Annotated in this window: 19 protein-coding genes and 1 CRISPR repeat array; of the genes, 7 read left to right on the top strand and 12 right to left on the bottom strand. The window is 40.3% G+C overall.

Annotated features, from left to right (window positions below):
• The first annotated feature begins 52 nt into the window (after window positions 1-52).
• The 3 genes from FAY30_RS02765 to FAY30_RS02755 are packed head-to-tail and all read left to right on the top strand — an operon-like array spanning window position 53 to window position 3,124.
• Window positions 53-1,258 carry an efflux RND transporter periplasmic adaptor subunit gene (locus FAY30_RS02765; RefSeq protein WP_149868458.1) on the top strand — a complete coding sequence of 402 codons (1,206 nt, stop codon included), beginning with the start codon at window positions 53-55 and terminating at the stop codon, window positions 1,256-1,258.
• Window positions 1,242-1,922: an ABC transporter ATP-binding protein gene (locus FAY30_RS02760; protein ID WP_149868457.1), complete on the top strand. Its 681-nt coding sequence runs from the start codon at window positions 1,242-1,244 to the stop codon at window positions 1,920-1,922. The genes FAY30_RS02765 and FAY30_RS02760 overlap by 17 nt, the downstream gene beginning before the upstream one ends.
• Window positions 1,919-3,124, top strand: a complete 1,206-nt coding sequence (locus FAY30_RS02755) for an ABC transporter permease (RefSeq protein WP_149868456.1) — start codon at window positions 1,919-1,921, stop codon at window positions 3,122-3,124. Before FAY30_RS02760 ends, FAY30_RS02755 begins: the two co-directional genes overlap by 4 nt.
• A 299-nt stretch (window positions 3,125-3,423) precedes the next feature.
• Here FAY30_RS02755 and FAY30_RS02750 read toward each other — a convergent pair whose 3' ends face one another.
• Complete coding sequence (locus tag FAY30_RS02750; protein ID WP_149868455.1) at window positions 3,424-4,401, bottom strand: aromatic ring-hydroxylating oxygenase subunit alpha; 978 nt, start codon at window positions 4,399-4,401, stop codon at window positions 3,424-3,426.
• Between the two features lie 261 nt (window positions 4,402-4,662).
• On the opposite strand from FAY30_RS02750, the gene FAY30_RS02745 reads away from it, so the two are divergent.
• On the top strand, window positions 4,663-6,006 hold the full coding sequence (locus tag FAY30_RS02745; RefSeq protein ID WP_149868454.1) for a uracil-xanthine permease family protein: 1,344 nt from the start codon (window positions 4,663-4,665) through the stop codon (window positions 6,004-6,006).
• 65 nt (window positions 6,007-6,071) lie between these two features.
• Here FAY30_RS02745 and FAY30_RS02740 read toward each other — a convergent pair whose 3' ends face one another.
• The 4 genes from FAY30_RS02740 to FAY30_RS02725 all read right to left on the bottom strand — a co-directional run bounded on the left by FAY30_RS02740 (window position 6,072) and on the right by FAY30_RS02725 (window position 7,896).
• The gene (locus FAY30_RS02740) at window positions 6,072-6,434 is read right to left on the bottom strand and encodes a fluoride efflux transporter FluC (RefSeq protein ID WP_149868453.1); all 363 of its coding nucleotides are present in this window, start codon (window positions 6,432-6,434) and stop codon (window positions 6,072-6,074) included.
• A gap of 3 nt (window positions 6,435-6,437) precedes the next feature.
• Window positions 6,438-6,815: a fluoride efflux transporter CrcB gene (gene crcB, locus FAY30_RS02735; protein ID WP_149868452.1), complete on the bottom strand. Its 378-nt coding sequence runs from the start codon at window positions 6,813-6,815 to the stop codon at window positions 6,438-6,440.
• A 75-nt stretch (window positions 6,816-6,890) separates the two neighbouring features.
• Window positions 6,891-7,397 (bottom strand): DUF2680 domain-containing protein, encoded by a 507-nt coding sequence (locus tag FAY30_RS27060; protein ID WP_190284795.1) that lies wholly within the window; start codon window positions 7,395-7,397, stop codon window positions 6,891-6,893.
• A 139-nt stretch (window positions 7,398-7,536) separates the two neighbouring features.
• On the bottom strand, window positions 7,537-7,896 hold the full coding sequence (locus FAY30_RS02725; RefSeq protein WP_149868451.1) for a PepSY domain-containing protein: 360 nt from the start codon (window positions 7,894-7,896) through the stop codon (window positions 7,537-7,539).
• Window positions 7,897-8,073: 177 nt separating this feature from the next.
• Between FAY30_RS02725 and FAY30_RS02720 the strand changes: the two genes are divergently transcribed.
• On the top strand, window positions 8,074-8,526 hold the full coding sequence (locus tag FAY30_RS02720) for a hypothetical protein (RefSeq protein ID WP_149868450.1): 453 nt from the start codon (window positions 8,074-8,076) through the stop codon (window positions 8,524-8,526).
• A gap of 77 nt (window positions 8,527-8,603) precedes the next feature.
• Complete coding sequence (locus FAY30_RS02715) at window positions 8,604-9,929, top strand: cation:proton antiporter (protein ID WP_149868449.1); 1,326 nt, start codon at window positions 8,604-8,606, stop codon at window positions 9,927-9,929.
• 61 nt (window positions 9,930-9,990) lie between these two features.
• Here FAY30_RS02715 and FAY30_RS02710 read toward each other — a convergent pair whose 3' ends face one another.
• Window positions 9,991-11,688, bottom strand: a complete 1,698-nt coding sequence (locus FAY30_RS02710) for a metallophosphoesterase family protein (RefSeq protein ID WP_149868448.1) — start codon at window positions 11,686-11,688, stop codon at window positions 9,991-9,993.
• A gap of 291 nt (window positions 11,689-11,979) precedes the next feature.
• On the opposite strand from FAY30_RS02710, the gene FAY30_RS02705 reads away from it, so the two are divergent.
• Window positions 11,980-13,155 (top strand): acyl-CoA dehydrogenase family protein, encoded by a 1,176-nt coding sequence (locus FAY30_RS02705; RefSeq protein WP_149868447.1) that lies wholly within the window; start codon window positions 11,980-11,982, stop codon window positions 13,153-13,155.
• 52 nt (window positions 13,156-13,207) lie between these two features.
• On the opposite strand, the gene FAY30_RS02700 is transcribed toward FAY30_RS02705, so the two are convergent.
• The 6 genes from FAY30_RS02700 to cas8c form a co-directional block, all read right to left on the bottom strand.
• Window positions 13,208-14,317, bottom strand: coding sequence for an FtsZ/tubulin family protein (locus tag FAY30_RS02700; protein WP_149868446.1), 1,110 nt, complete (start codon window positions 14,315-14,317; stop codon window positions 13,208-13,210).
• Between the two features lie 93 nt (window positions 14,318-14,410).
• Window positions 14,411-15,767: a CRISPR direct-repeat array (repeat unit 32 nt; unit sequence ATTTCAATCCACGCACTCACGAGGAGTGCGAC).
• A gap of 167 nt (window positions 15,768-15,934) precedes the next feature.
• Window positions 15,935-16,225, bottom strand: coding sequence for a CRISPR-associated endonuclease Cas2 (gene cas2 / locus FAY30_RS02695; RefSeq protein ID WP_149868445.1), 291 nt, complete (start codon window positions 16,223-16,225; stop codon window positions 15,935-15,937).
• 11 nt (window positions 16,226-16,236) lie between these two features.
• Entirely contained in the window at window positions 16,237-17,268 is a 1,032-nt protein-coding gene (gene cas1c / locus FAY30_RS02690; RefSeq protein WP_149868444.1) for a type I-C CRISPR-associated endonuclease Cas1c, read from the bottom strand.
• Window positions 17,265-17,924 (bottom strand): CRISPR-associated protein Cas4, encoded by a 660-nt coding sequence (gene cas4, locus FAY30_RS02685; RefSeq protein WP_149868443.1) that lies wholly within the window; start codon window positions 17,922-17,924, stop codon window positions 17,265-17,267. Before cas4 ends, cas1c begins: the two co-directional genes overlap by 4 nt.
• Entirely contained in the window at window positions 17,914-18,777 is an 864-nt protein-coding gene (cas7c, locus tag FAY30_RS02680; RefSeq protein WP_149868442.1) for a type I-C CRISPR-associated protein Cas7/Csd2, read from the bottom strand. Before cas7c ends, cas4 begins: the two co-directional genes overlap by 11 nt.
• A 15-nt stretch (window positions 18,778-18,792) precedes the next feature.
• Window positions 18,793-20,682 (bottom strand): type I-C CRISPR-associated protein Cas8c/Csd1, encoded by a 1,890-nt coding sequence (gene cas8c / locus FAY30_RS02675; RefSeq protein ID WP_149868441.1) that lies wholly within the window; start codon window positions 20,680-20,682, stop codon window positions 18,793-18,795.
• Between the last annotated feature and the right edge of the window lie 5 nt (window positions 20,683-20,687).

Below are 20,687 nucleotides of genomic sequence, written 5' to 3'. Positions count from 1 at the left end.
TCATTTATAGTAAATGTATAGAGATAAATAATAGATTAGACGGGGGTATATTGTGAAGAAAAAGGTTTGGATTTGGGTTGTATCGATAGTTGGATTGCTTGTTATTGGAGGCACAGCTGCCTATTTTATAACCAAAAACGAGGCAAAACCTGCTGGAACTGAAGCCGGTGAAATGGGGATAACCGTTCAAAAAGCTAGTGAACAAGAATTGACGGAAACGATCCTAGTTACCGGAAAAATCGTTCCTGAGAGTGAGCAAAAGGTCTTTTTGGAACCGGATAAGGGAGAAATAAGCGAGTATAAAGTGACAGAAAACCAGATGGTTAAAACGGGTGATCCCTTACTAATCTATGATTCTTCAAAAATAGAAAACGAGCTAAAAAGAGCTGTTCGTGAAAAGGAATTACTACAAAGTAAAGGAAACACGGAAAAAAAACAAATTGCCGATCTAGCGAAACGCATCGCTAATGCGAAAAAGAATTCAGCCACTCCTTCAACTGATGAGGCAGGCGGCGGAACAGATGTAAACCAGCTAACCGCTGAAAAGGTGCAGCTGGAGATGGGATACGAGGGAACAAAAGCAGAGATTGCCTCTGCAGACGACCGCATCAAAGAACTGAATGCCCAGAAAAAAGAAATGACAATTGTCAGCAAGATGGATGGGATTATCGTCAAGGTCAATCAAAACGTGGCGAAAACCGAAGCAGGGGCAGCGGAACCTGTCATTCAAATCATTTCAAGCCAGCCATATAAAGTCATTGGTACGATGAGTGAATTTGATGCCGTAAAGATCCAGAATGGACAGCCGGTTATTATCCGTCCAAAGGTTTATAAAGACAGGGAATGGAAGGGTGCCGTTGAATCTGTTTCACAATTTCCAAATGAGGAAGGCGGCGGTGGTGGAGAATTTGGAGGCGCACCCGGCGGCAATGTAACGATGTATCCTTTTAAGGTCGCAATCACTGATGATACCTCTGAGTTACGTCAGGGCTTCCACGTTTCCTTAGAAATTAAAGTCGGCGGATCAGACAAAAAACTGGTAGTTCCACATCCTGCACTAGTTGACGAAGGCGGAATCAAAATTGTTTATATTTTAGCAGATGGAAAGCTTGAAAGACGGGAAGTCAAAACAGGTGCGATGAATGATGAATTCATCGAGGTGGCAGAAGGAGTAAAATCAGGAGAACTTATCGTCATCACACCTAACGAACAAATGCATGATGGAATGGAAGTGACCTCATTTGATGAAGTTGAGTGAGATCACAAAAGTGTATGGAAAGGGAGCTCTTGAGGTTCCTGTCCTTCATGGAATTGATTTAACGATTGAGGATGGAGAGTTTGTCGCTATTATGGGTCCATCTGGATCAGGGAAATCCACCTTAATGAATATCATTGGCTTCTTAGATTATCCAACTTCAGGTACATTCGAATTAAATGGCAGTCAAGTCGACTCTGCAAAGGAGAGCGTCCTGGCTCGGTTAAGAAATGAACATATCGGATTTGTTTTCCAGCAATTCTTTATGTTTCCAAGAGACAACGCCATCAAAAACGTCGCATCCCCTCTCGTTTATGCAGGTATTTCAAAACGGGAACGGACAGAAAGGGCTAAAAAAATGCTGATTAAGGTCGGCTTGGAAGATCGAATGAAGCATTTACCCAATCAATTGTCGGGCGGACAGAAACAGCGTGTCGCCATCGCTAGAGCCCTCGTCAACAATCCAACGATCATTTTAGCTGACGAGCCTACTGGTGCGCTTGATTCAAAAACAAGTGCACAAATCATGAAGCTGTTTATGCAGCTTAATGAAGAAGGAAAAACAGTTATTGTCGTGACACACGAGGAGGAAATCGCCGCCTATGCCAAACGAATCATTACACTGAAAGATGGCGTGATTACGGATGACCGGAGGGTAGCGCCATGAACATCTTGGAGAGTTTCAAAATTGCCCTTTCGTCGATTTGGAATCATAAAGTTCGGTCGATCTTAACCATGCTTGGGATTATTATCGGAGTTGCCGCTGTTATCATTATTGTTGCGATTGGCCAGGGTACGAGAAAACAAATGACAGATGAATTGTTCGGTACAGATAAAAATGCGATTGATTTGTATTATGAATATGTTCCGCCTGAAGGAGAACCAGAAGCATTTTGGGAAGAGCCGGAATTGACGCAGGAAGATGTCCAAACACTTGCTAATGTTCCAGGTGTGAAGGCTGTCATTGCCATCAACCACGGCTGGGGAACCATGATTCGGGATGATGAGCAGGGGGATATGCAAATTACCGGTGTCGGAGCCGAATTCTTCTCTGCTAAAAGTATTCAGGTTGTAGAAGGACGCGCATTATATGCCGCAGATAATGATGGATTAAATCGGGTTGTCCTGATTGACACTGTGGCAAGAAAGAAATTTTTCAAAGAAAAGGAAAACCCGATTGGTGAAATCATTGACCTAAATGATAATCCCTACAAGGTCGTAGGCGTGTATGAATCACCAATCCCTGAACAATACCGAAATCCTGATGGCGGTGAAATGCTTATGCCCCGTGCGGTCATATCGATGATGTTCGGCAACCGGGAAATCGAACAATTATCAGTGATTGCCAGTGATCCTGAAAAGGTTTCTGAAACCGGGAAACTGGCTGCTAAAACTCTGACAGAACAAAAAGGACTGGAAGATGGGAAATACGCTACAAACGACTTTGCGGATTATGAAAAAGAATTAAACACGATGATCTCCTTGCTGACTTTACTCATTGGCAGTATCGCCGGAATCTCCCTCTTGGTTGGCGGAATCGGCGTGATGAATATTATGCTTGTTTCCGTAACGGAAAGAACGAGAGAAATAGGACTTCGGAAAGCTATTGGAGCGACAAGAAAGAAAATCCTTCTGCAATTTCTAATCGAAGCGATCACCTTAACCTCTTTAGGCGGACTGTTTGGCATTGGACTAGCGGCAATCGGAACCATCCTTGTTTCGCAATTATCTCCTATTGTGGCAACGGTCAGTCCCTTAATCGTCTTAATTGGCGTCAGCTTCTCTGCTTTAATCGGGATCATCTTCGGAATCCTCCCGGCTAATAAGGCGTCAAAGCTTAGCCCAATTGATGCTCTAAGATATGAATGAGAAAAGCGTAAGCGCCCTGGTCAGCGGTGTATGGCCTCCTTGGAAAAGCTAACGCTTTTCCTTCGTGCGATTCCTATGCTGCCGAAGCGTTCCTTGTGGAGCGCTCCAACTGAGATAAAGGAAACACGAAGAGCCGGAGGCGTTTCGATGTTGACTTATCGTAGGGCGGAGAGCGAAGGACACTAGCCGCTAGGGCGCTGGAGCTGGACAATTCTCAAAGTCAAAATTTTATACTTTTTCTTTTAGAAAACGGGTCAATCACTCATTGCTTTAACGCAAGAGGGATTGACCCGTTTTTTTTAATCCGTACCTAGAGTTACGCCAAGTTTTTTTAAATATTGTCGATAGGCGATGCTCATCCGGTCACATTTCAATGATAGTTCTACCTGTAAATCAAGCGGCAGGTCCTCTGGTTTCTGATTTTCAACGATAGGCTTGTCCTGGGCGAAAATCATATCCTGGAATTCGATGATTTCTTGGTCGCTTGTTCCCGTCTCATAGTTAAATGACATAATTCCATAGGCAATCGACTTGCGTTCTGCAATTGGCAGGATGGTTAGCAGGATGGTCATCTTGTTTTCCGTATCCGGATCTCTTTTTGTGAATAGAACGGTCAGCGGTCGAACGATTTCATAGGTATAAAAAACATCCTTCGATTGTCCGGACCCATCCGGGTCGGGCTGGAAAATGGCGATTTCATCTGAAAAAATCCGTTCCCCTTCCATATGAACATCGTAATCTCCAATGACAGGGTGTTCCTGTACCCCAAGAAACCCTTCATGGATAAATGAAAGATGGCCGACATCCAAGAAATTCTCGACAATTCTTGGCGGATTAGCATTTACCTCCTGCGGACCCCACAAGACAGTACGATAATTACCATCCGCATATTGAGGGTATTCAAAGAATGCCGGGTTATTGTTGTTTAGATTAATCCACACAAATCCATATGCTTCCCTGCATGTATACTTTATTGCCTTTGCTTTTAATGGAATCGATCTTCCTTCAGGGAGCTGCGGTATTTTTGTACATGTACCGGCAGAATTATATTCCCAGCCATGGTAAGGACAAACGAGATTTCCGTCCTTTACGCAGCCTAAAGATAAAGCCGCGCCTCGGTGAATACATAGATCCTTAAAGGCGTATATTCCTTCTTCATTGCGGAAGAAAACAACCCGCTCTCCCAAAATCGTTACCTGCAACGGCTCTTCTTTGACATCCTCTATCTTACAAGCAACGATCCAGTCACTGCGTAAAACATTGTCTTCCAAAATCATCTTTACGATACCATCCCTTCAAATTCCTAATATTACTTATATTTTATGAAGCATTTCCGTTAAAGTCAACCCAAAACACGAACATTATATAAAAATAATATATAATTATACGTAAATTACTGTTTACAACCACTAAATAATTATTTATAATTCAAGTGAAGTTTCTAACATAACTGTAGTGAAAAATGCTATTTTATCTAATCTTACATTCTTTTATTGTTTAATGGTTTCAAACAAATTTAAAGTAGAGGAGAATATTACGTGGTCCAAAAAGAGCAAAACACGAACATTGCCGTAGGCATCGATGAAAAAATCAGCTGGGGAAGGGCTTTTTTACTTGGCATGCAGCATGTTCTCGCGATGGATTTATATATCGCCCCAATCATCATTGCTGGTTTACTATCATTGGATTCGATGAATACTACCTTTTTCATTCAAATGTGTTTTTTAGCGGCTGGACTGGCAACACTGATCCAAACCATTGGCGGTCTTCGGCTGCCCGTTGTTCAGGGTCCCTCTTATGTCCCAATTGGTGCGTTGGCAGCAATCGGCGGCAAGCTTGGATTAGGTGCTGTATTCGGCAGTCTTCTTCCAGGGGCATTGATTATTGCACTAATTGGGTATCCATTAAAATGGTTTGCTAAAGCCGTACAAAAAATTATTCCACCGCTTGTTGGAGGAACGGTCATCGTCATTGTCGGAATCTCATTAATGCCTAATGCTTTTAATAGTATTTATCACGCACCTGGAAATGTTGGGCACAATGTAATCATCGCCTTTGTTTCCGCTGCGGTATTAATCATCTGTATTCTTCTTGGACGTAAAACAAAGGGGTACGGTACATTTTTCCGCCTAGTGTCTGTTATCCTGGCGATTATCGCTGGCACGATTACTGCAACACTATTTGGAACCGTTGATTTCTCTACTGTAAAACAAGCATCTTGGATTTCGTTTCCGAGCTTTTTCCCATTCGGAAAACCAGTATTTAATTTACAAGCGATTTTAACCATGGTATTTATTTATTTGGTAATCTTAATTGAAACGACAGGCACTTGGTTCGTCGTATCAACCGTTACTGACAGTAAACTAGATGAAAAAAGATTGAACCGGGCATCTGTCGGCGAAGGTCTTGGCTGTTTCGTCGGATCTCTTTTCGGGGGTACACCTATGACAGGTTATTCTTCTAATGCGGGTATTATTGCGATTACGGGGGTTGCCAGCAGAATGGCGATTATCGCTGCAGGAATTATTTTGGTCGCATTAGGACTCATTCCTAAACTATCGGCCATCATTACATGTGTCCCAGAACCTGTCATTAACGGGATCTTCGGGGTTGTCTGTGTGGCGATTGTCATGAACGGTTTAAAAGTCATTCAGCATGTTGTCATCGATGACCGTAATATGATGGTCATCGGAGTGCCAATCCTCTTGACTGTAGGAACAATGGTTCTTCCAAAAGAAATCTTAAACAGCGTTCCTGATTTTGCAAACTATATTCTCTCTTCCGGAACTGCGGTTGGCGCGATTGCTGTCGTCATTCTAAATTTAATCATCCCGAAAGAACGAGAGAAAACCGTTCCGACAGGGAAAGAATCGTTAACATAGGTATGATAAAAAGAAGAAAGGATTAGTCCAAATCAGGACTAATCCTTTCTTCTTTATTTGATCTGCTAGCTGCTCCCGAACAAATATCCCCAATGGGCAGCAAGAATACACGCCACATACATGGAAGCACCGTATAGAAAAAAGCGGGAACATTTTCCTCCATTTTCAAGCTGCAGCAACTCGTAATTAAAGGTGGAAAAGGTCGTAAATGAGGCTAGAAAACCGACCGAAAGAAAATGCATTTGATCCGCAGAAAAATAGTTTGCGCCATAAATGAATCCTAGAGTAAAGGAACCTGAGACATTAATCATAAATGTAGCAGTTGGAATCGAAAGGACTGTCCACTTCGAGAACAAATTGCTAAGGAAGAAACGAGAAATGGCACCGAAAAATCCTCCTGCACCTATTATCAGTAGAAATTTCATCATGGCTTAATACGGCCCTTTCTCGATTTTCATTGCAAGGGCATGTCCAAGATGAACAAAACAATAACCGCCAATGATTGTCAAAAGCGTATAAATAGCGCTTGTTTGAAGTCCCCAATTTTTATATAAGTCCAGCACTTTCACACTAAAGGTAGAAAAGGTAGTATAGGAACCCAAAAAACCTGTGGCAAAACCAATTCTTATTACAGGTGAAAAACGCTCTGAGTTCAATGATAAGAAAAAGCCAATCATAAAACAGCCTGAAAGATTGACGAGTAAGATACCTGAGGAGAGAGGAAGAACGGTTCGGGAAAGGAAATCATCTAAAAAAAACCGCACAAAAGTACCTAAAACCCCTCCCAAGCCCACAACAAAATATACCATATTTATCACTTCTTTTTTTCTACTACTATATTCCAAGGGTAATAAAGAAATGCTAATATGGCATGAAAAAGTGCTTTAATCACGGTCAATATTATACCATTCTTCCTCCCACTCATCTTCTTCCCACTCACTGCACCATTTATAGTTTCTTTTGGCAAAGGTCAGTATGTAGTTCTTCAGCATGCTATGGCGAACAGCTGCTTGCTCGTCTGTTAAAGCCCCAGCCCATGCATACGTTTCTATTAAAGCGTGATAATCCTTATAAATACGATGGTAAATCTGGTCAAGGCGCTTTTTTTGCTCTACTGTATACTGCATATCCTTTGTACAGTTCAGATCATCTTCCAAATTTTCTGGTTTTAGTTCAATGTCATCGTCATCTTCCACTTTCTGCTTTTTTGACTTCCCTTTTGTAACCGATTTATTCTCTTTTTTAGTATTTTCAGTAGTAACAGGACTGGGCTTTGTCTTTCCCTCATTTCCTTCTATTTCCTTACTAGTAGACGCTTCCGCTAAAGCTGGTATTTCATATGTCAAATAGCAACTGAAACATAATAAAATAACCACAAATTTTTTTATCATCAATCTGCTCCTTTTTTAAAATATAAGAATTTATAGGTTTCGGCTTTGATAAATGTCTAGCTACAGGGCGCTTTCGCCTTTCTTATAAATAGCTAAAGTTGCATATCAAAGGTGACATGCAACTTTTTGTTAATTTCTTTTAATCATCACCGTGATCATCATCATGATCATCTCCATGGTCATCATCATGATCATCGTGATCATCGCCATTGCGTGATCCTTCCTGTTCTACCTCAATCACTTGGCCAGTCTTAGCGTCAATTTCCACTTCATACATGGAACCGGATTTTTTTATGATGACCTCATAATATTGGCGTCCATCATCCTCTTCCAGCTTAACCATGACAACTTCCCCTTTTACTTTACCCAATGCAATTTCTTTTGCTTGCTTTTCAGAAATATGGGTTTGTTTCGGGGCTGCCTTGGCAAGACCCCCCTGAAAATAGGCTCCATACCCCAGTGGAATTACTAGCGCTAACAATAAGATTAGCTTTTTCAATCTCTACCACTCCTTTTTATTTTTTTATATTTTGTGTATTAGTAATAGTCTTCATTCATCTCGATGAACATTTTTTAAAATGCTGCTGTGCACCTTGTCCTAAAAATAGGCGTTTAAACTGGGACAAAGCCGTTACCTAACAGATACCGCAAGCACTTAATAAAGTAAGATTTATTTTTGGCTGGAGGAGAAAAAGATGGGATAAGCACGTTATTTAAGCTAAAAAAAATAAAAGAATGGTATCGGGACAGGTGGTTCAATCACATTAACAAAAATGGAGACGACTATATAAATTGGGGTTTGGGAATTGAGGTGCCGTTTTTTTCGAGTTCAAAGTTTACAATAAAAAATAATACTGTCACCATCATTGGTTCGCAAATAACACATGATCATTCATGGCCTATCAAGTATTCGATTGTAAAACTCAGTAAATTTGGTACTTCGATAAAATACTTTGACAGTATCACTGTGTATGGAGATCAATCAGATAAAGAATTCTTCCACAATTTTCATCTTCCGAATGGCTCGGGCTATCAATTGCTCATCTTTAATTATTATCAATATCATTCAATTGGACGATTACGGTTGATTCAAACGAATGGACAAATAGAAAATGCACCCATTTTGTGACAACCCTTCATTCGCCCACTACCTGAGGACAACTTCTGCATACCTTAAACTAATCTAACTAGGAGTTGACCATAAAAATGTTTAGTTTGACTAGCGCTGAAATAAGTCATTTTCTCTTAGCAATGGGTTGTTTACTCGCAATGGCACATTTATTAGGATATTTAGCTGAACGAATCTATATACCCCGCGTCATTGGGGAAGTGGCTGCAGGCTTAGTACTTGGACCTACTTTACTAGGACATTTTTTCCCCGAGGCGTTTAAATGGCTGTTTCTTGGTTTTCCGACAGAGGAAAAGTTATTTGGGTTATTATATCAATTTGGTTTATTGATGTTGATGTTTTGTTCGGGGCTAAAATTTCAAACTAGATTTAATAAGGAGGATATCAAAATCACCACTGCTTTAGCAGTCGGTGCAACCATTCCAGCCTTTATTGTTGGCTGGTTTGCTGCTGATATTTTTAATATTTCCCCTTATCTAGGTACGGCCAATAATCCTTTAGCCATAAAAATCGTCATCGCTATTTCCATTGCGATTACCTCTATTCCAGTTATTTCCAAAATATTTAACGATCTTGGCATTATGCATACAAGGTTTGCAAAGATAGTGATTGCATGCGCAGGATTCCATGATATTCTGCTTTGGGTTGCCCTTGGTTTCGCCACTGCCATTGCCAGTAATGGAGGTGCTTTCACCGTTAGTACAGCCCTGAAAAGCGTGGGGATATCGCTTGGATTTATTTTCGGAACCTTTATCCTAGGTTATGTTCTTTTTAAGCGGCTAACCGTCATTAAACAAAACCTGTTATTTCGATCCTCTAACCTTGGATATTTCTTGTTTATCATGTTTATGCTTGCATCACTTGCCGGCACTCTTCATGTGGAAACCATTTTCGGTGCACTTCTGGCAGGAATTATTGCGAATGTTGCTTTGCCAAAAGCATTATCGGGCCGACTGGAGCAAGGGGTCAGCAATATTTCCTTCTCTTGGTTTATCCCCATCTATTTTGCAACGGTGGGATTACAATTAGACCTTATCAGACATTTTAACCCACTATTCTTCCTTGCCTATTTCTTATTTGCAACCTTAACACAAACATTGGCCGTCTATATCACCTCGCGTACGATTAAACAGGATCGTTTAACCAGTTTTAACTTAGGGGTTGCGATTAATGACCGTGGAGGACCCGGAATAGTCCTTTCCTCCGTTGCCTACGCCGCAGGAATTATTAATCAGGAGTTTTTTGCTATCCTTGTTATGTTAGCGCTTATTACTTCCTGGATTCCTGGAACCTGGCTTCGAATCGTTGTCAAAAAGAAATGGAGACTGATGCCTGGAGATGAAAATCTCACTCCTCAGCCAAGAGATGATGGAAAAATTAAATCGATTAATAAATATGTATAGAAGAGGCACAGTCCCTCGCCCGTTACTTCGGTGGAGGACTGTGCCATTTACTTAGTTCATTTTATTTACTTCTAACTGTAAAGGTCGTTTCAGCTACAGCATCATAGCCGCTGCCATAGAAATAAATGAGTTTATAGGTTGCGCCTTCTTTATAGCGCGCCGGATAGGTATTCGTTTTTGGATCGAATGTGAAAGCACATGTTCCATCTGTTACCTTCGTATACATCCACCAAATGGAGCCAACATTCCCCGGATTTTCACTCACTTCATAAAGACCAATCCAGTCACCATTTGGAACCCTGACATTTTCCACAACGACATCCATTTTATCCTCGATACCATTTAACTCAGTTTTGGAGAGCGTTATCACTGGCCCTTGGGAGGTTTTCCCTAACACCTTCAAGGAGTTTTGACTTTGATTGGCAAATGCATCAAGAGCATTTACCTCTATCTCATAAAGAGAATTGGACTTTAATCCATTGACCTGTAGTGTTAAAGGATTTGGAATCGGATCCTTATAAAATTCCGAAAACGCGAGGACTTCCTTCTCCACTTGCCCTGTCTCCATATTCTTAGCCTTTAGCTTATAATCATGGACAAGCAGGTCATCCTTTGCTTGAGTGAGCATAACCGTGAGACCCGCAGCTGCCGTATCGTCATGAACGATGGATATCATCGCATCATGAGTAAAGTAAGGTGCTTTTTTGTCACGATCTTCTGTGTATGTAAATTTATTTTGCTTAGCAGGATAGCTGATTTCAAACGGCTCTCCCGTCCAATCGTTGTTATGGATATCACGGCGCTTAATCAATACCTTGTTATGGTGTACCTCAACTATAAGCGCCTGATTCAAGATATCTGCTCCTTCCGGAACTTCCCCCTGAATCCTGCCTGTTTCCAGCCATAGATAGGCCCCCGTCGAGGTCCCGATCGAAGTAAAATCCTTTTGATGAATGATTCTCGGGTCATCTAGCGGATAATGGGTGTGGCCGGAAAAAGAAATCACTTGTGGATAAGCTTTCAACGTATCATAGAAGAGGTCTCTATTTTTCGAAAAGCCCCACTCACTTCCATAGATGGTTCCCATGATTGGCTGGTGATGAAAAACAAAAATCGGTTTATGCGGATCTTCAGCGGCCGCTTCTCTAAGCTTTTCACCCAGCCAGCCAATTTGCTTTTCCGAAAACGTTCCTTCTGTTAGTCCATCCTCCGTACCAAGAATAATAAAGTGATAGCCTTTAATCACTCTATGAAAATATATCGATTCCATTCCCGTTTTCTCAAGGAACAGTTGCTGCGCATTGGCAACCGATAAGCCATTCCAGTAATCATGATTGCCGATGGCAAACATCGGAACAGCCTGTGTCTGCTTTTTCGAGTTATAGGCATTGAAAAATTTATCATATTCCTGTGTGTAGCCGTTATCCGTTAAATCTCCGACTACTACAAAAGCATCTTGCCTTGGGGCAGCCAAATTTAATTGCTCTAAGGTTGTGACAAACTTGTTCAATGTTTGATTATTGCTTGCCTTTATATGTACATCACTGATCACCGGAAAGATCAAATCCGGCTTGTTTCCACTGGAATTCATTATCGACGAACTTGATACGGCACTGACAGGTAAACCAGTTATTGAGTTTACTAGTGTGGCCCCCACAGCTGCACCAACAACCATCGTTGTCTTCTGCAAAAAAGTGCGGCGGTTCATTTCCTTTTGTTGATACGGTGTTACTTCTTCGATCACTGTTTTTTCTTTCATAATCTTATTCTCCTCTCCATACGAAGCTATAGATTCATTTTTTGAACATTTATATTATACAATTAATTCATATTTTGAATCTATAAAATTATTTTTCTTTAATTAATACAATACATCCTATTCATTGAGACAATGTTAAGACTGGGTAGTTATTATGTAAAATCTTAAAAGGATGACAAATTAAGGTCTATCAAATCTCTTGACAGTCCCAGTAAGCTTCGCTATCATTAATTCCTATATAATAAGTCGGAATTATCATAAAACAATCGATAAAGAATTAGGAGGGAAACTATGCTTACCTTATTCATAAAAACGGAAAATCAAAAGAAATGGCTGCAGAAATTACGAGAAAAAGAGGAAAAATTTAAAAATAAGTCGGCGGAAATTGATGAATTGGCGGTTTTCCCAAAAGAAAATATTCAAGATTTAGTGGAGATGGGTTATTCAAGCATCACCCTCCCAGTTGAATTCGGCGGAGCAGGATTAAAGGTCTATGATATGGTCCTCCTGCAAGAAGCACTGGCGAGTTTTGATGGAACGACTGGACTTGCAATGGGTTGGAATCTCGGGGTGGTAGGCGAACTCTTTGAAACAAAGCTTTGGAATCAGGAAAAATTGAACTTTTTCGCGAAAGAAGTTCTTAACGGCGCTTTAGTGAACCGGGCAGTAAGTGAAGCGCAAACAGGCAGCCCAACAAGAGGGGGGCGTCCCGGAACAACCGCAGTCAAAAAAGACGGGGCCTGGGTGCTGACAGGGCGGAAAACATTTACCACCATGTCTCCTGTATTAACTTATTTTCTAACATCGGCATGGATTGAAGAAAAGCAGAAAGTGGGATTTTTCCTGCTTCATAAAGACTTAGAGGGATTAGCAATTGATGAAACATGGGATGTCATTGCTATGAGAGGGACAGGGAGCCACGACCTTGTTTTGGATCATGTCATCGTCGAAGATTCCAACCTTGTCGAACTGCCCGATTTTCCAAGGGGCGGCAAAATAAACGGCTGGATTCTGCATATCCCTGCCTGTTATCTCGGCATCGCCCAAGCAGCACGTGATTATGCTGTCCATTTTGCTAACCATCATGCACCAAACAGTCTAAACGGACCCATCAGCCAATTACCGAATGTACAGCAGCTTTTAGGGGAAATTGATCTAGAATTGATTCGGGCTAGACATCTGATCTACAGTGTTGCTGAAGCATATGATGATGAATCGCGCAGGGGTTATATCGATCATGAACTTGGCGTCGTTAAGCATACGGTAACAAACTCGGCGATTACGATTGTCGATAAAGCCATGAGGATTGTCGGCGCACAAAGTCTTAAGCGTAGTAATCCCCTGCAGCGGTATTATCGCGACGTAAGGGCCGGTCTGCACAATCCGCCAATGGACGATATGACGATTAAAAAATTAGCGCTAGCGGCTATTGAACAGGACAAAAGTAAATATAGTAAAAAAGAATAAAGGGTCAGCCTCCCGTTGAATAAAATCAACGGGAGGCTGACCCTTCCTGCGTTTATTTTTGATATTTTGATAACTTCGATGAAATGCTTCCCGTTTTTCTTTCTTGAGGTTTTGCTTTTAAGTTGGAGGCCCATGAAATTCGTGACTCATACTTCTGGGTATGCTCCTTGTTAACAAGTTTTTGTAACCGATCTTTATTTTTCTCCAGGGATTCCTCAAGCGCCAACATCCGCCGGCTCGGAAACGGCATTCCCGCTAGGATTGTCGTTATAGTCGGGTCAGATTCAGTGATATAGGTTCCTTCGAATAATTCCAGCGGTTCCCCTACCCTTTCGAAAATTCCAGGAACATTAATCAAATTCGCCATTTTCTCTGGCCCTTCATAGATTACCCCTGCGCGAATGACACCCGATGCTTCGACAGGACAAAAGATGGAGTTAACCCAAGATTGCTGGATTTTATTCGTTACATCCGAGGAAGTCTTAGCATCTGTTATTGCAGTTGAAGCAATAATCGTGACGCCTCTAGTCCAGAGTATATTCATTAGATCTGTTTCATCAAAGTTTCCATAAAAGGAACTCTTTTTCGTTACCTGAAGCACATTATTTATCGCTTCCACGGCTTGGTGATTAGAGGAAAGGTAGATTTGATGTTTACTAGATTGTGGGTTTAATTTACGCAACTGATCATTGTCGACTAGGAACACCGATGAAAGCGAGTCTATTTTCGATATCTCCTCCATACACTCAGCGGCATTTATTCGATTTCCAGCTAATACGTTTCGATCGGGTACAACCGCGATTGCCCCCACCTTGATACCTGGCAGATTATCTAATAATAGATCAATCAATAACGGACTCATACCAGAGCCCGTACCTCCATCAGTAGAAAAAGCTACTAATAAAAGCTTAATGTTTTTAAAAGCACCCTGGACAAATTCAATTAGTTCTCTATAATGATCATTCACGGCGCGTAATCCAATTGAGCGATCTTGCCCAGCGCCATTATACCCCGGAACAAAATATTTCTTTTCTACTCTTGTATTCACTATTCCATCGCGCTGGTTCGTATTAATAAGCGCAGTTTGAAAGCCCATACTTGCCGCAATTTCCGCAATATTCCCGCCGGCTTGACCGACTCCCAAGATTCCAATTGATTTCACCTTATCGCCTCCTTTTCTTATTAAAATAATACTCAGGTTTTGTAAATTTAGACTTTTTCAATTTAATACTGTATGAATAATTTGATTCTTAAGGTTTCCATCCACACACTCTCGAAGAGTGCGACGATAGATCATAGACTTTGTCCAGAAATCATTTAAATTTCAATCCACGCACTCACGAGGAGTGCGACGCCATCCGATTTGCCTGTCCCAATACTCTCTGCAAATTTCAATCCACGCACTCACGAGGAGTGCGACATGCGAAAATGTGGCGCATGCTGCACAAATTATATATTTCAATCCACGCACTCACGAGGAGTGCGACTAGAATCGATTGTAATTGATGATATCAGGTGTCCCATTTCAATCCACGCACTCACGAGGAGTGCGACGATATACAATAGCTAACAGTAAGATATAGTCGTTATTTCAATCCACGCACTCACGAGGAGTGCGACTAGACTACCCAAAATGGAGAAGTTCCTCATTCAGATTTCAATCCACGCACTCACGAGGAGTGCGACACGTGGATCAACCAAATCATCCTTTGTAGCCATTATTTCAATCCACGCACTCACGAGGAGTGCGACTTTGCCTTTTTTAATTTCCATGCTCCTAAAATGATATTTCAATCCACGCACTCACGAGGAGTGCGACAAGTCGCCGGGTATCTCAAGAGCTCCAACAGAAAAGAATTTCAATCCACGCACTCACGAGGAGTGCGACAAATAACGAATGTGTAACTCACCAAACTTTTGATATTTCAATCCACGCACTCACGAGGAGTGCGACGCGTGCCCAGGAATCAAACGTATTTCGTGCATATTTCAATCCACGCACTCACGAGGAGTGCGACAATAATTTTGGAGTTCTTAATCCTTTCATTGCAATTTCAATCCACGCACTCACGAGGAGTGCGACTCTAGGAACTGTGCGGCTTGCTCTCAAGACATTTATTTCAATCCACGCACTCACGAGGAGTGCGACCCAGAGACGTGAACTGGAAAACAATAGCGTCGAGATTTCAATCCACGCACTCACGAGGAGTGCGACTATAATCTCAGTCAATCAAACGTAGTAGATAAAGATTTCAATCCACGAACTCACGAGGAGTGCGACCTGTAGTTGATGTATACCACAATGCTAACGTAACATTTCAATCCACGCACTCACGAGGAGTGCGACGTAACTTCACGTAACTTCCTGCAGCTTTTTGAGTTATTTCAATCCACGCACTCACGAGGAGTGCGACGTTATCCCGAACGACTTGCGGTGCCGGAATAGGTATTTCAATCCACGCACTCACGAGGAGTGCGACAAACCTTTATTTACATATGCACCAGTACCATCTTATTTCAATCCACGCACTCACGAGGAGTGCGACTTGAATTTCCAGTAAAGGAGTTTGCATCATGCATATTTCAATCCACGCACTCACGAGGAGTGCGACAGCGATTTTTGACCAAAACAACCAAAAAATACGACATAATTGATCAAAAACACACCATTTTCTTTAATAAATAAAGAACACACTATTATTATACCTAATTTTGGTAATTAACCGCACGAAATGTGGTGCGAACCTAGTAGGGTTACCATGTTCGCTTTACATTCGCACTAAAAAATTAAAGGGTTTTCCAAATCGATAGATTCTTTCACTTCAATATGCTCAACCTTGGTCTTATAATTATTACCTAGCTGATAGAACCTTAGACTATCTTCCGTTTCATCAATAATTTCAGTCAGTTTTATTTTTAAAGTAGCAAATTGAGTGGCATCTACATTACATTCAAATACTGAATTTTGGACTCGTTGACCATAATTTTGACATGCCTTTGAAACTTTTCGCAGCCTTCTCTTTCCTCCACCAGTAACAGTACTTACATCATAGGTAACTAAAACTAACAAAGCTTATACACCTACTTCCACAAAAATGGTGGATACTCATCTAGATCATTCCGTAAAAACCGTGCTAATAGGAGAGCTTGGGCATGCGGTACTAACCCCCAAGGTATTTTTTCACCTAGATAGGGATGAGTAATCTTTTCTTGTTTTTTATTTTGCCAGGCTGTTAAAAACTTCTTTCTTGCCTCATCCGACATAATTACGGCGCCATTTTCCTTTTTTAAAAAGTCATCTTTATTTACAACCTTTTTATTAATTAATGACAAGACAAACCTATCTGCATAAACACCTCGCAGCTCCTCCATGACATCTAAAGCCAGAGAAACTCTTCCCGGGCGATCCCGATGCAAAAAACCGACATAAGCATCAAGACCAACGCCCTCTAATGCAGATGCCATATCATTGGCCAATAGCGTATAAGCAAATGACAGCATAGCATTAACATTATCTAACGGTGGTCTTCTTGATCGTATCCTAAAATAAAAATCCTCTTTTTGTTGTAATATCATTTGATTAAACAATTTATTGCAATTAATGGCTGCTTGTCCTTCTAACCCTCTTAGCCTCTCTAAATCCTCACATTCCCTTACCTCAAGAATAATAGAAGATAAATGCTTTGAGATTGCTTTAAATTGGGCCACATCTATACGAAGGGGATAATCCCTAGTCATTCTTTCAATTATCCACTTATTGTTGTAAATCTTAGCAACTATAAAGTTACGAGCTATTTTCGCTGACATAACTTCATCATCTGATAATCGATATTGCTTCTTTCTTAGAACGACGTTTCCCTTGCTTTTTCCAATAACGCGGGCTAGAAATCGTCCATTCATCGTAAAGAATACTAATGAAATATTTCTTTCTGCGCAGTAACCCATTAGCGCCGGACTCGCTCCAGTATATCCAAACGAAATCACTGATTCCAGGTTATGAAGTGGTAGCCTGCCCAACGTTTCCTGTTCCTTAAGAAGGACAATATTATCACCATCTAGAGATAAATAGACATCTGTTTGATTGATAAACAAGGTATTCAAGAGTTTCTTCATTCATCTATCTTCCCATCAATATAGCTTTTTACAGACCTTTTTGTCATTAATTCTGGTAAACAAATATGTTGAAGGGAGCAGCTTTTGCAAAAGGAACCTGTTTTGACCTTAGGTGTATGCCTACGATTGTAATAGTCGTTCATTTCTGCTATTAATGACCTGACTTTATTTTTATATTCTTTTGTCAGTGAAACTTCGACTCTATGCTTTATTTCATTGTAAAACATATAACCCGTGCCTATTTCACAGAGGAGCATTTCCTCTAAACACACCGCTTGTGCGGCTAATTGTAAAATATCTGAATCGTCCTTTTTAGGTTTCCCACGTTTATATTCAATTGGATATGCTACAAATTTACCTTTTGCACCATTTATTTCAATGCCATTTTTATCTTCAACAAACTCAACCACATCACAAACACCAGTAATTTTAAGCTCATTTGATTTTACCGGCATAGCGCGAACAATGAGTTTATTCCCACGTTTTTCTCTAATAAAGGGCTCATCCGTCTTTCGATGGAGATATTGCCCTTCAACAGTCCTCACGTTCTCTTCCCATTGCTGTTCAATATGTATAAGCGCCCATTGGCGTTTGCAAAATTGAAAGTGCTGGATACCGGACAACATCAAATAATTGTCTTCTTCGTTATAGTCCATCTATGACATCGACCTTTAAACCTTCTAATTCGCTTAAGGTGATGGAGTAATTGTCAAAGGACTTTGGTTCTTCAACATTTTGTTTAATGTCTAATAAGCGATGGACTTTAGCAGATGAATATTGGCCTAGTTTAGAATTATGTTCCCACCAATAAACCTTATGCACTTCCATGCTCCCATCCGGTCTTGCAGCTGAAGTATCGTTTTCAAATAATGTAACAAGTGCTTGTTTAATTTTTTCCGCATCTTCATTAGTGAATCTAGTTTTTTCTGCTAGCTGTGTGTTAATGCTACCGTAAAAAACATAAACACCAAAATCCACACGGTGTTTCATCCCCATTGTGTCTGATCCTTTTTCTTTTCCAGGCTCTGAGTTAACACTTTTTGTAATTTGCATGCTGGTAATATCAATAGGGTCAACACTTGTTGCGGTATGAATAGATACAGGTCCTCTTACCCCAACTGATACACCTGCTCCAGAACCGGAACCTTTGAAAGCAAAGACCTGTCCAAAGCTTCTAACATCAATCCATTGTTCACACGCTATCTCAGCAAATTCATCACTAGAGCTATTTTTAGATTTTAATATTTTCTGAAGTGCTATATTAGACTCAGCACGTTCTCTTAAACTCTTTAAATCATCTATATTTCTATCATTAGATTGGACAAAAATAGATTCCCCCATATCCTGTAGACGATTTCTAATTTTCCTCTTTATTGCTACATCCGATATTTCACCATGACCATCGTAATTTTGTCTTGGACGATTTCCATTCAAAGGATCTCCATTTGGATTGGCCTTCGTTACAGATATTACAACAGCAAAATCAATTTTGTGGTCCAAAATTGTCATGTTCATTTCCCCCTCTTAATTTGATACTTCCTCAGTCGCATTATTATTTCCCTTTTTTTGATATAAATCATGCCGTTGACTATAAAAGCCTAACAAATACTTACCTGATAATGGTTTATTATTAAAATCATCAACATCAATTCTAGAAGCTACTTCATCAATTAGGCTCGATAAATACCGGGCTTTTGTACCGAGACGTGCTTGATACGGCTGCAGACTTTCCTGGATCGTTTTCCATGTTCTTGCTGGATTTTTAGAAAATGAATTCATATAACGAATTGCATTACTAGAACGTGTTTCCTCCGAACCTAAGGCACGTCTTTCTAATACATCAGCAACTGCTAATAAACGTCCAAACAAATAATCACGGTCATTATTTTCTATATTAAGTGCCACATTATATCCCTCCTTTTTGTTGATTAGTGCACAGGTGATGCTAAGCGTTTTCTCCCATTCCCACTTCTCCATTGACACTGGATTTGATGCACGATGGAATGCACTTTTAACGATATCTATTGGAATTTTTTTATCATCAATAATACAAGGAATCATTCGCTCCATTAACCCTTTGACTACTTTGTCATTCACTTTTGTCCCATATGCTGCAAAGGCTATATCCTTTGTTGCTGGAGCCCCATAAAATTGAACATGTTCACCTTGGCCATCTTTACGGTACCGATGAATCCACGCACAGGTTGAATGCCACTTCGTAAGCTGGTCCAAGTAAATTTCCTTATCTATATTTCGATAATAAAGAACAGCCATGCGGCCTGTAGTCGCTGAATCTAAAATCATAATATTTACATTCGATTTTGTTGATAATTTATTTTTATATCCTTCTAAAGCTTTAGCCATTTCATTGGCAAATTCCTGATTGGTAAAGGCTTTTCTTTCCCTTTTTTCAACGGATATAGGATTAATCGAAAAAGTATCTTCTATTGGATCAGGGATGGAAAGCTCATCGTTTCCCCATACAAGGAACACACGCTGATCAATGGTTTTACCTTGACGATTAATTAGCCATTTCAGTGCATTATGAGCTTTTTGTGATACTTCATAACTAATACTTGCGACTTCGTTACTTTTGTTAAATCTACCTCTAAAGGTAAATCCACTGGTGTCATTCGCCGAGATTAATTTTGCCTTATCTGCAGCATTCCGAATTTTATTAGCATGCTTATCAGTACTGGGCTTCTTTTTTCCAGTTACATAACAAAGATCCTCGTCACCCAATAAATCCTGATAAAAAAGAATAAAGGATTCATACATCTCATTATCCTTCCATACCTTTTTCAAAATTTTATTTGGTGAATAAACATTAAACCTAACGAAAGCGCTCTCTTTTCCACCGGCCACGGCACCAAATATAGCTGGCTTATCACCGTGCAAAGCTTCAAACTTTTTGTCCCATGTTTCTATCAGGTGATTATTTGCATCCAAATATAAAATCTTTTCTTCTACAAGGTCTTTGATTAACTGTTTCTTGCTTAAATATTTATAAATACTTTTTACTTTGTTGGTAGCAAATGGAGATTTCGCCCATTTTCCTAATTGTTCAAGGTAATATGAAAAGGGCTCCTCTCCTTTTATTTTTCCACCAAAAGCTACGAAATCCCCTGCTACATAACTTAATTTATCATGAAGTGGGTATGGTGCTATTTTTGCTCCAGCTCTACTTGCCGATCCTTCTGTACATGGAATTAATGTACTAAAATCCGTCTTATCTATGACTCTAGCAGAATGGTATTCGCCTTCTTCCGTAATATCCACTTCAATATGAGCATTTTGAGTAGTATGAGAAATAGGTAATAGGGTAAATTCCTGGTCGTTATGCTTTTTTTCAAGTTCACCAACACGGTCTACATTAGATTCATAGGTTTCATATAAATTTAATAACCAGCTCATATATT

Origin of the sequence: Bacillus sp. S3 (assembly GCF_005154805.1) — a bacterium.
Taxonomy (GTDB): domain Bacteria; phylum Bacillota; class Bacilli; order Bacillales; family Cytobacillaceae; genus Neobacillus.
The sequence above is the reverse complement of the archived record's forward strand: the minus strand, read 5'-3'. Positions and strand labels throughout refer to the sequence as shown.

Excerpts from the sequence above, each read along its gene's own strand:
- FAY30_RS02755 (WP_149868456.1), top strand. The coding sequence starts at position 1,919 with ATGAACATCTTGGAGAGTTTCAAAATTGCCCTTTCGTCGATTTGGAAT.
- FAY30_RS02750 (WP_149868455.1), bottom strand. The coding sequence starts at position 4,401 with ATGATTTTGGAAGACAATGTTTTACGCAGTGACTGGATCGTTGCTTGT.
- FAY30_RS02740 (WP_149868453.1), bottom strand. The coding sequence starts at position 6,434 with ATGATGAAATTTCTACTGATAATAGGTGCAGGAGGATTTTTCGGTGCC.
- crcB (WP_149868452.1), bottom strand. The coding sequence starts at position 6,815 with ATGGTATATTTTGTTGTGGGCTTGGGAGGGGTTTTAGGTACTTTTGTG.
- FAY30_RS27060 (WP_190284795.1), bottom strand. The coding sequence starts at position 7,397 with ATGATAAAAAAATTTGTGGTTATTTTATTATGTTTCAGTTGCTATTTG.
- FAY30_RS02715 (WP_149868449.1), top strand. The coding sequence starts at position 8,604 with ATGTTTAGTTTGACTAGCGCTGAAATAAGTCATTTTCTCTTAGCAATG.
- FAY30_RS02710 (WP_149868448.1), bottom strand. The coding sequence starts at position 11,688 with ATGAAAGAAAAAACAGTGATCGAAGAAGTAACACCGTATCAACAAAAG.
- FAY30_RS02705 (WP_149868447.1), top strand. The coding sequence starts at position 11,980 with ATGCTTACCTTATTCATAAAAACGGAAAATCAAAAGAAATGGCTGCAG.
- cas1c (WP_149868444.1), bottom strand. The coding sequence starts at position 17,268 with ATGAAGAAACTCTTGAATACCTTGTTTATCAATCAAACAGATGTCTAT.
- cas4 (WP_149868443.1), bottom strand. The coding sequence starts at position 17,924 with ATGGACTATAACGAAGAAGACAATTATTTGATGTTGTCCGGTATCCAG.
- cas7c (WP_149868442.1), bottom strand. The coding sequence starts at position 18,777 with ATGACAATTTTGGACCACAAAATTGATTTTGCTGTTGTAATATCTGTA.
- cas8c (WP_149868441.1), bottom strand. The coding sequence starts at position 20,682 with ATGAGCTGGTTATTAAATTTATATGAAACCTATGAATCTAATGTAGAC.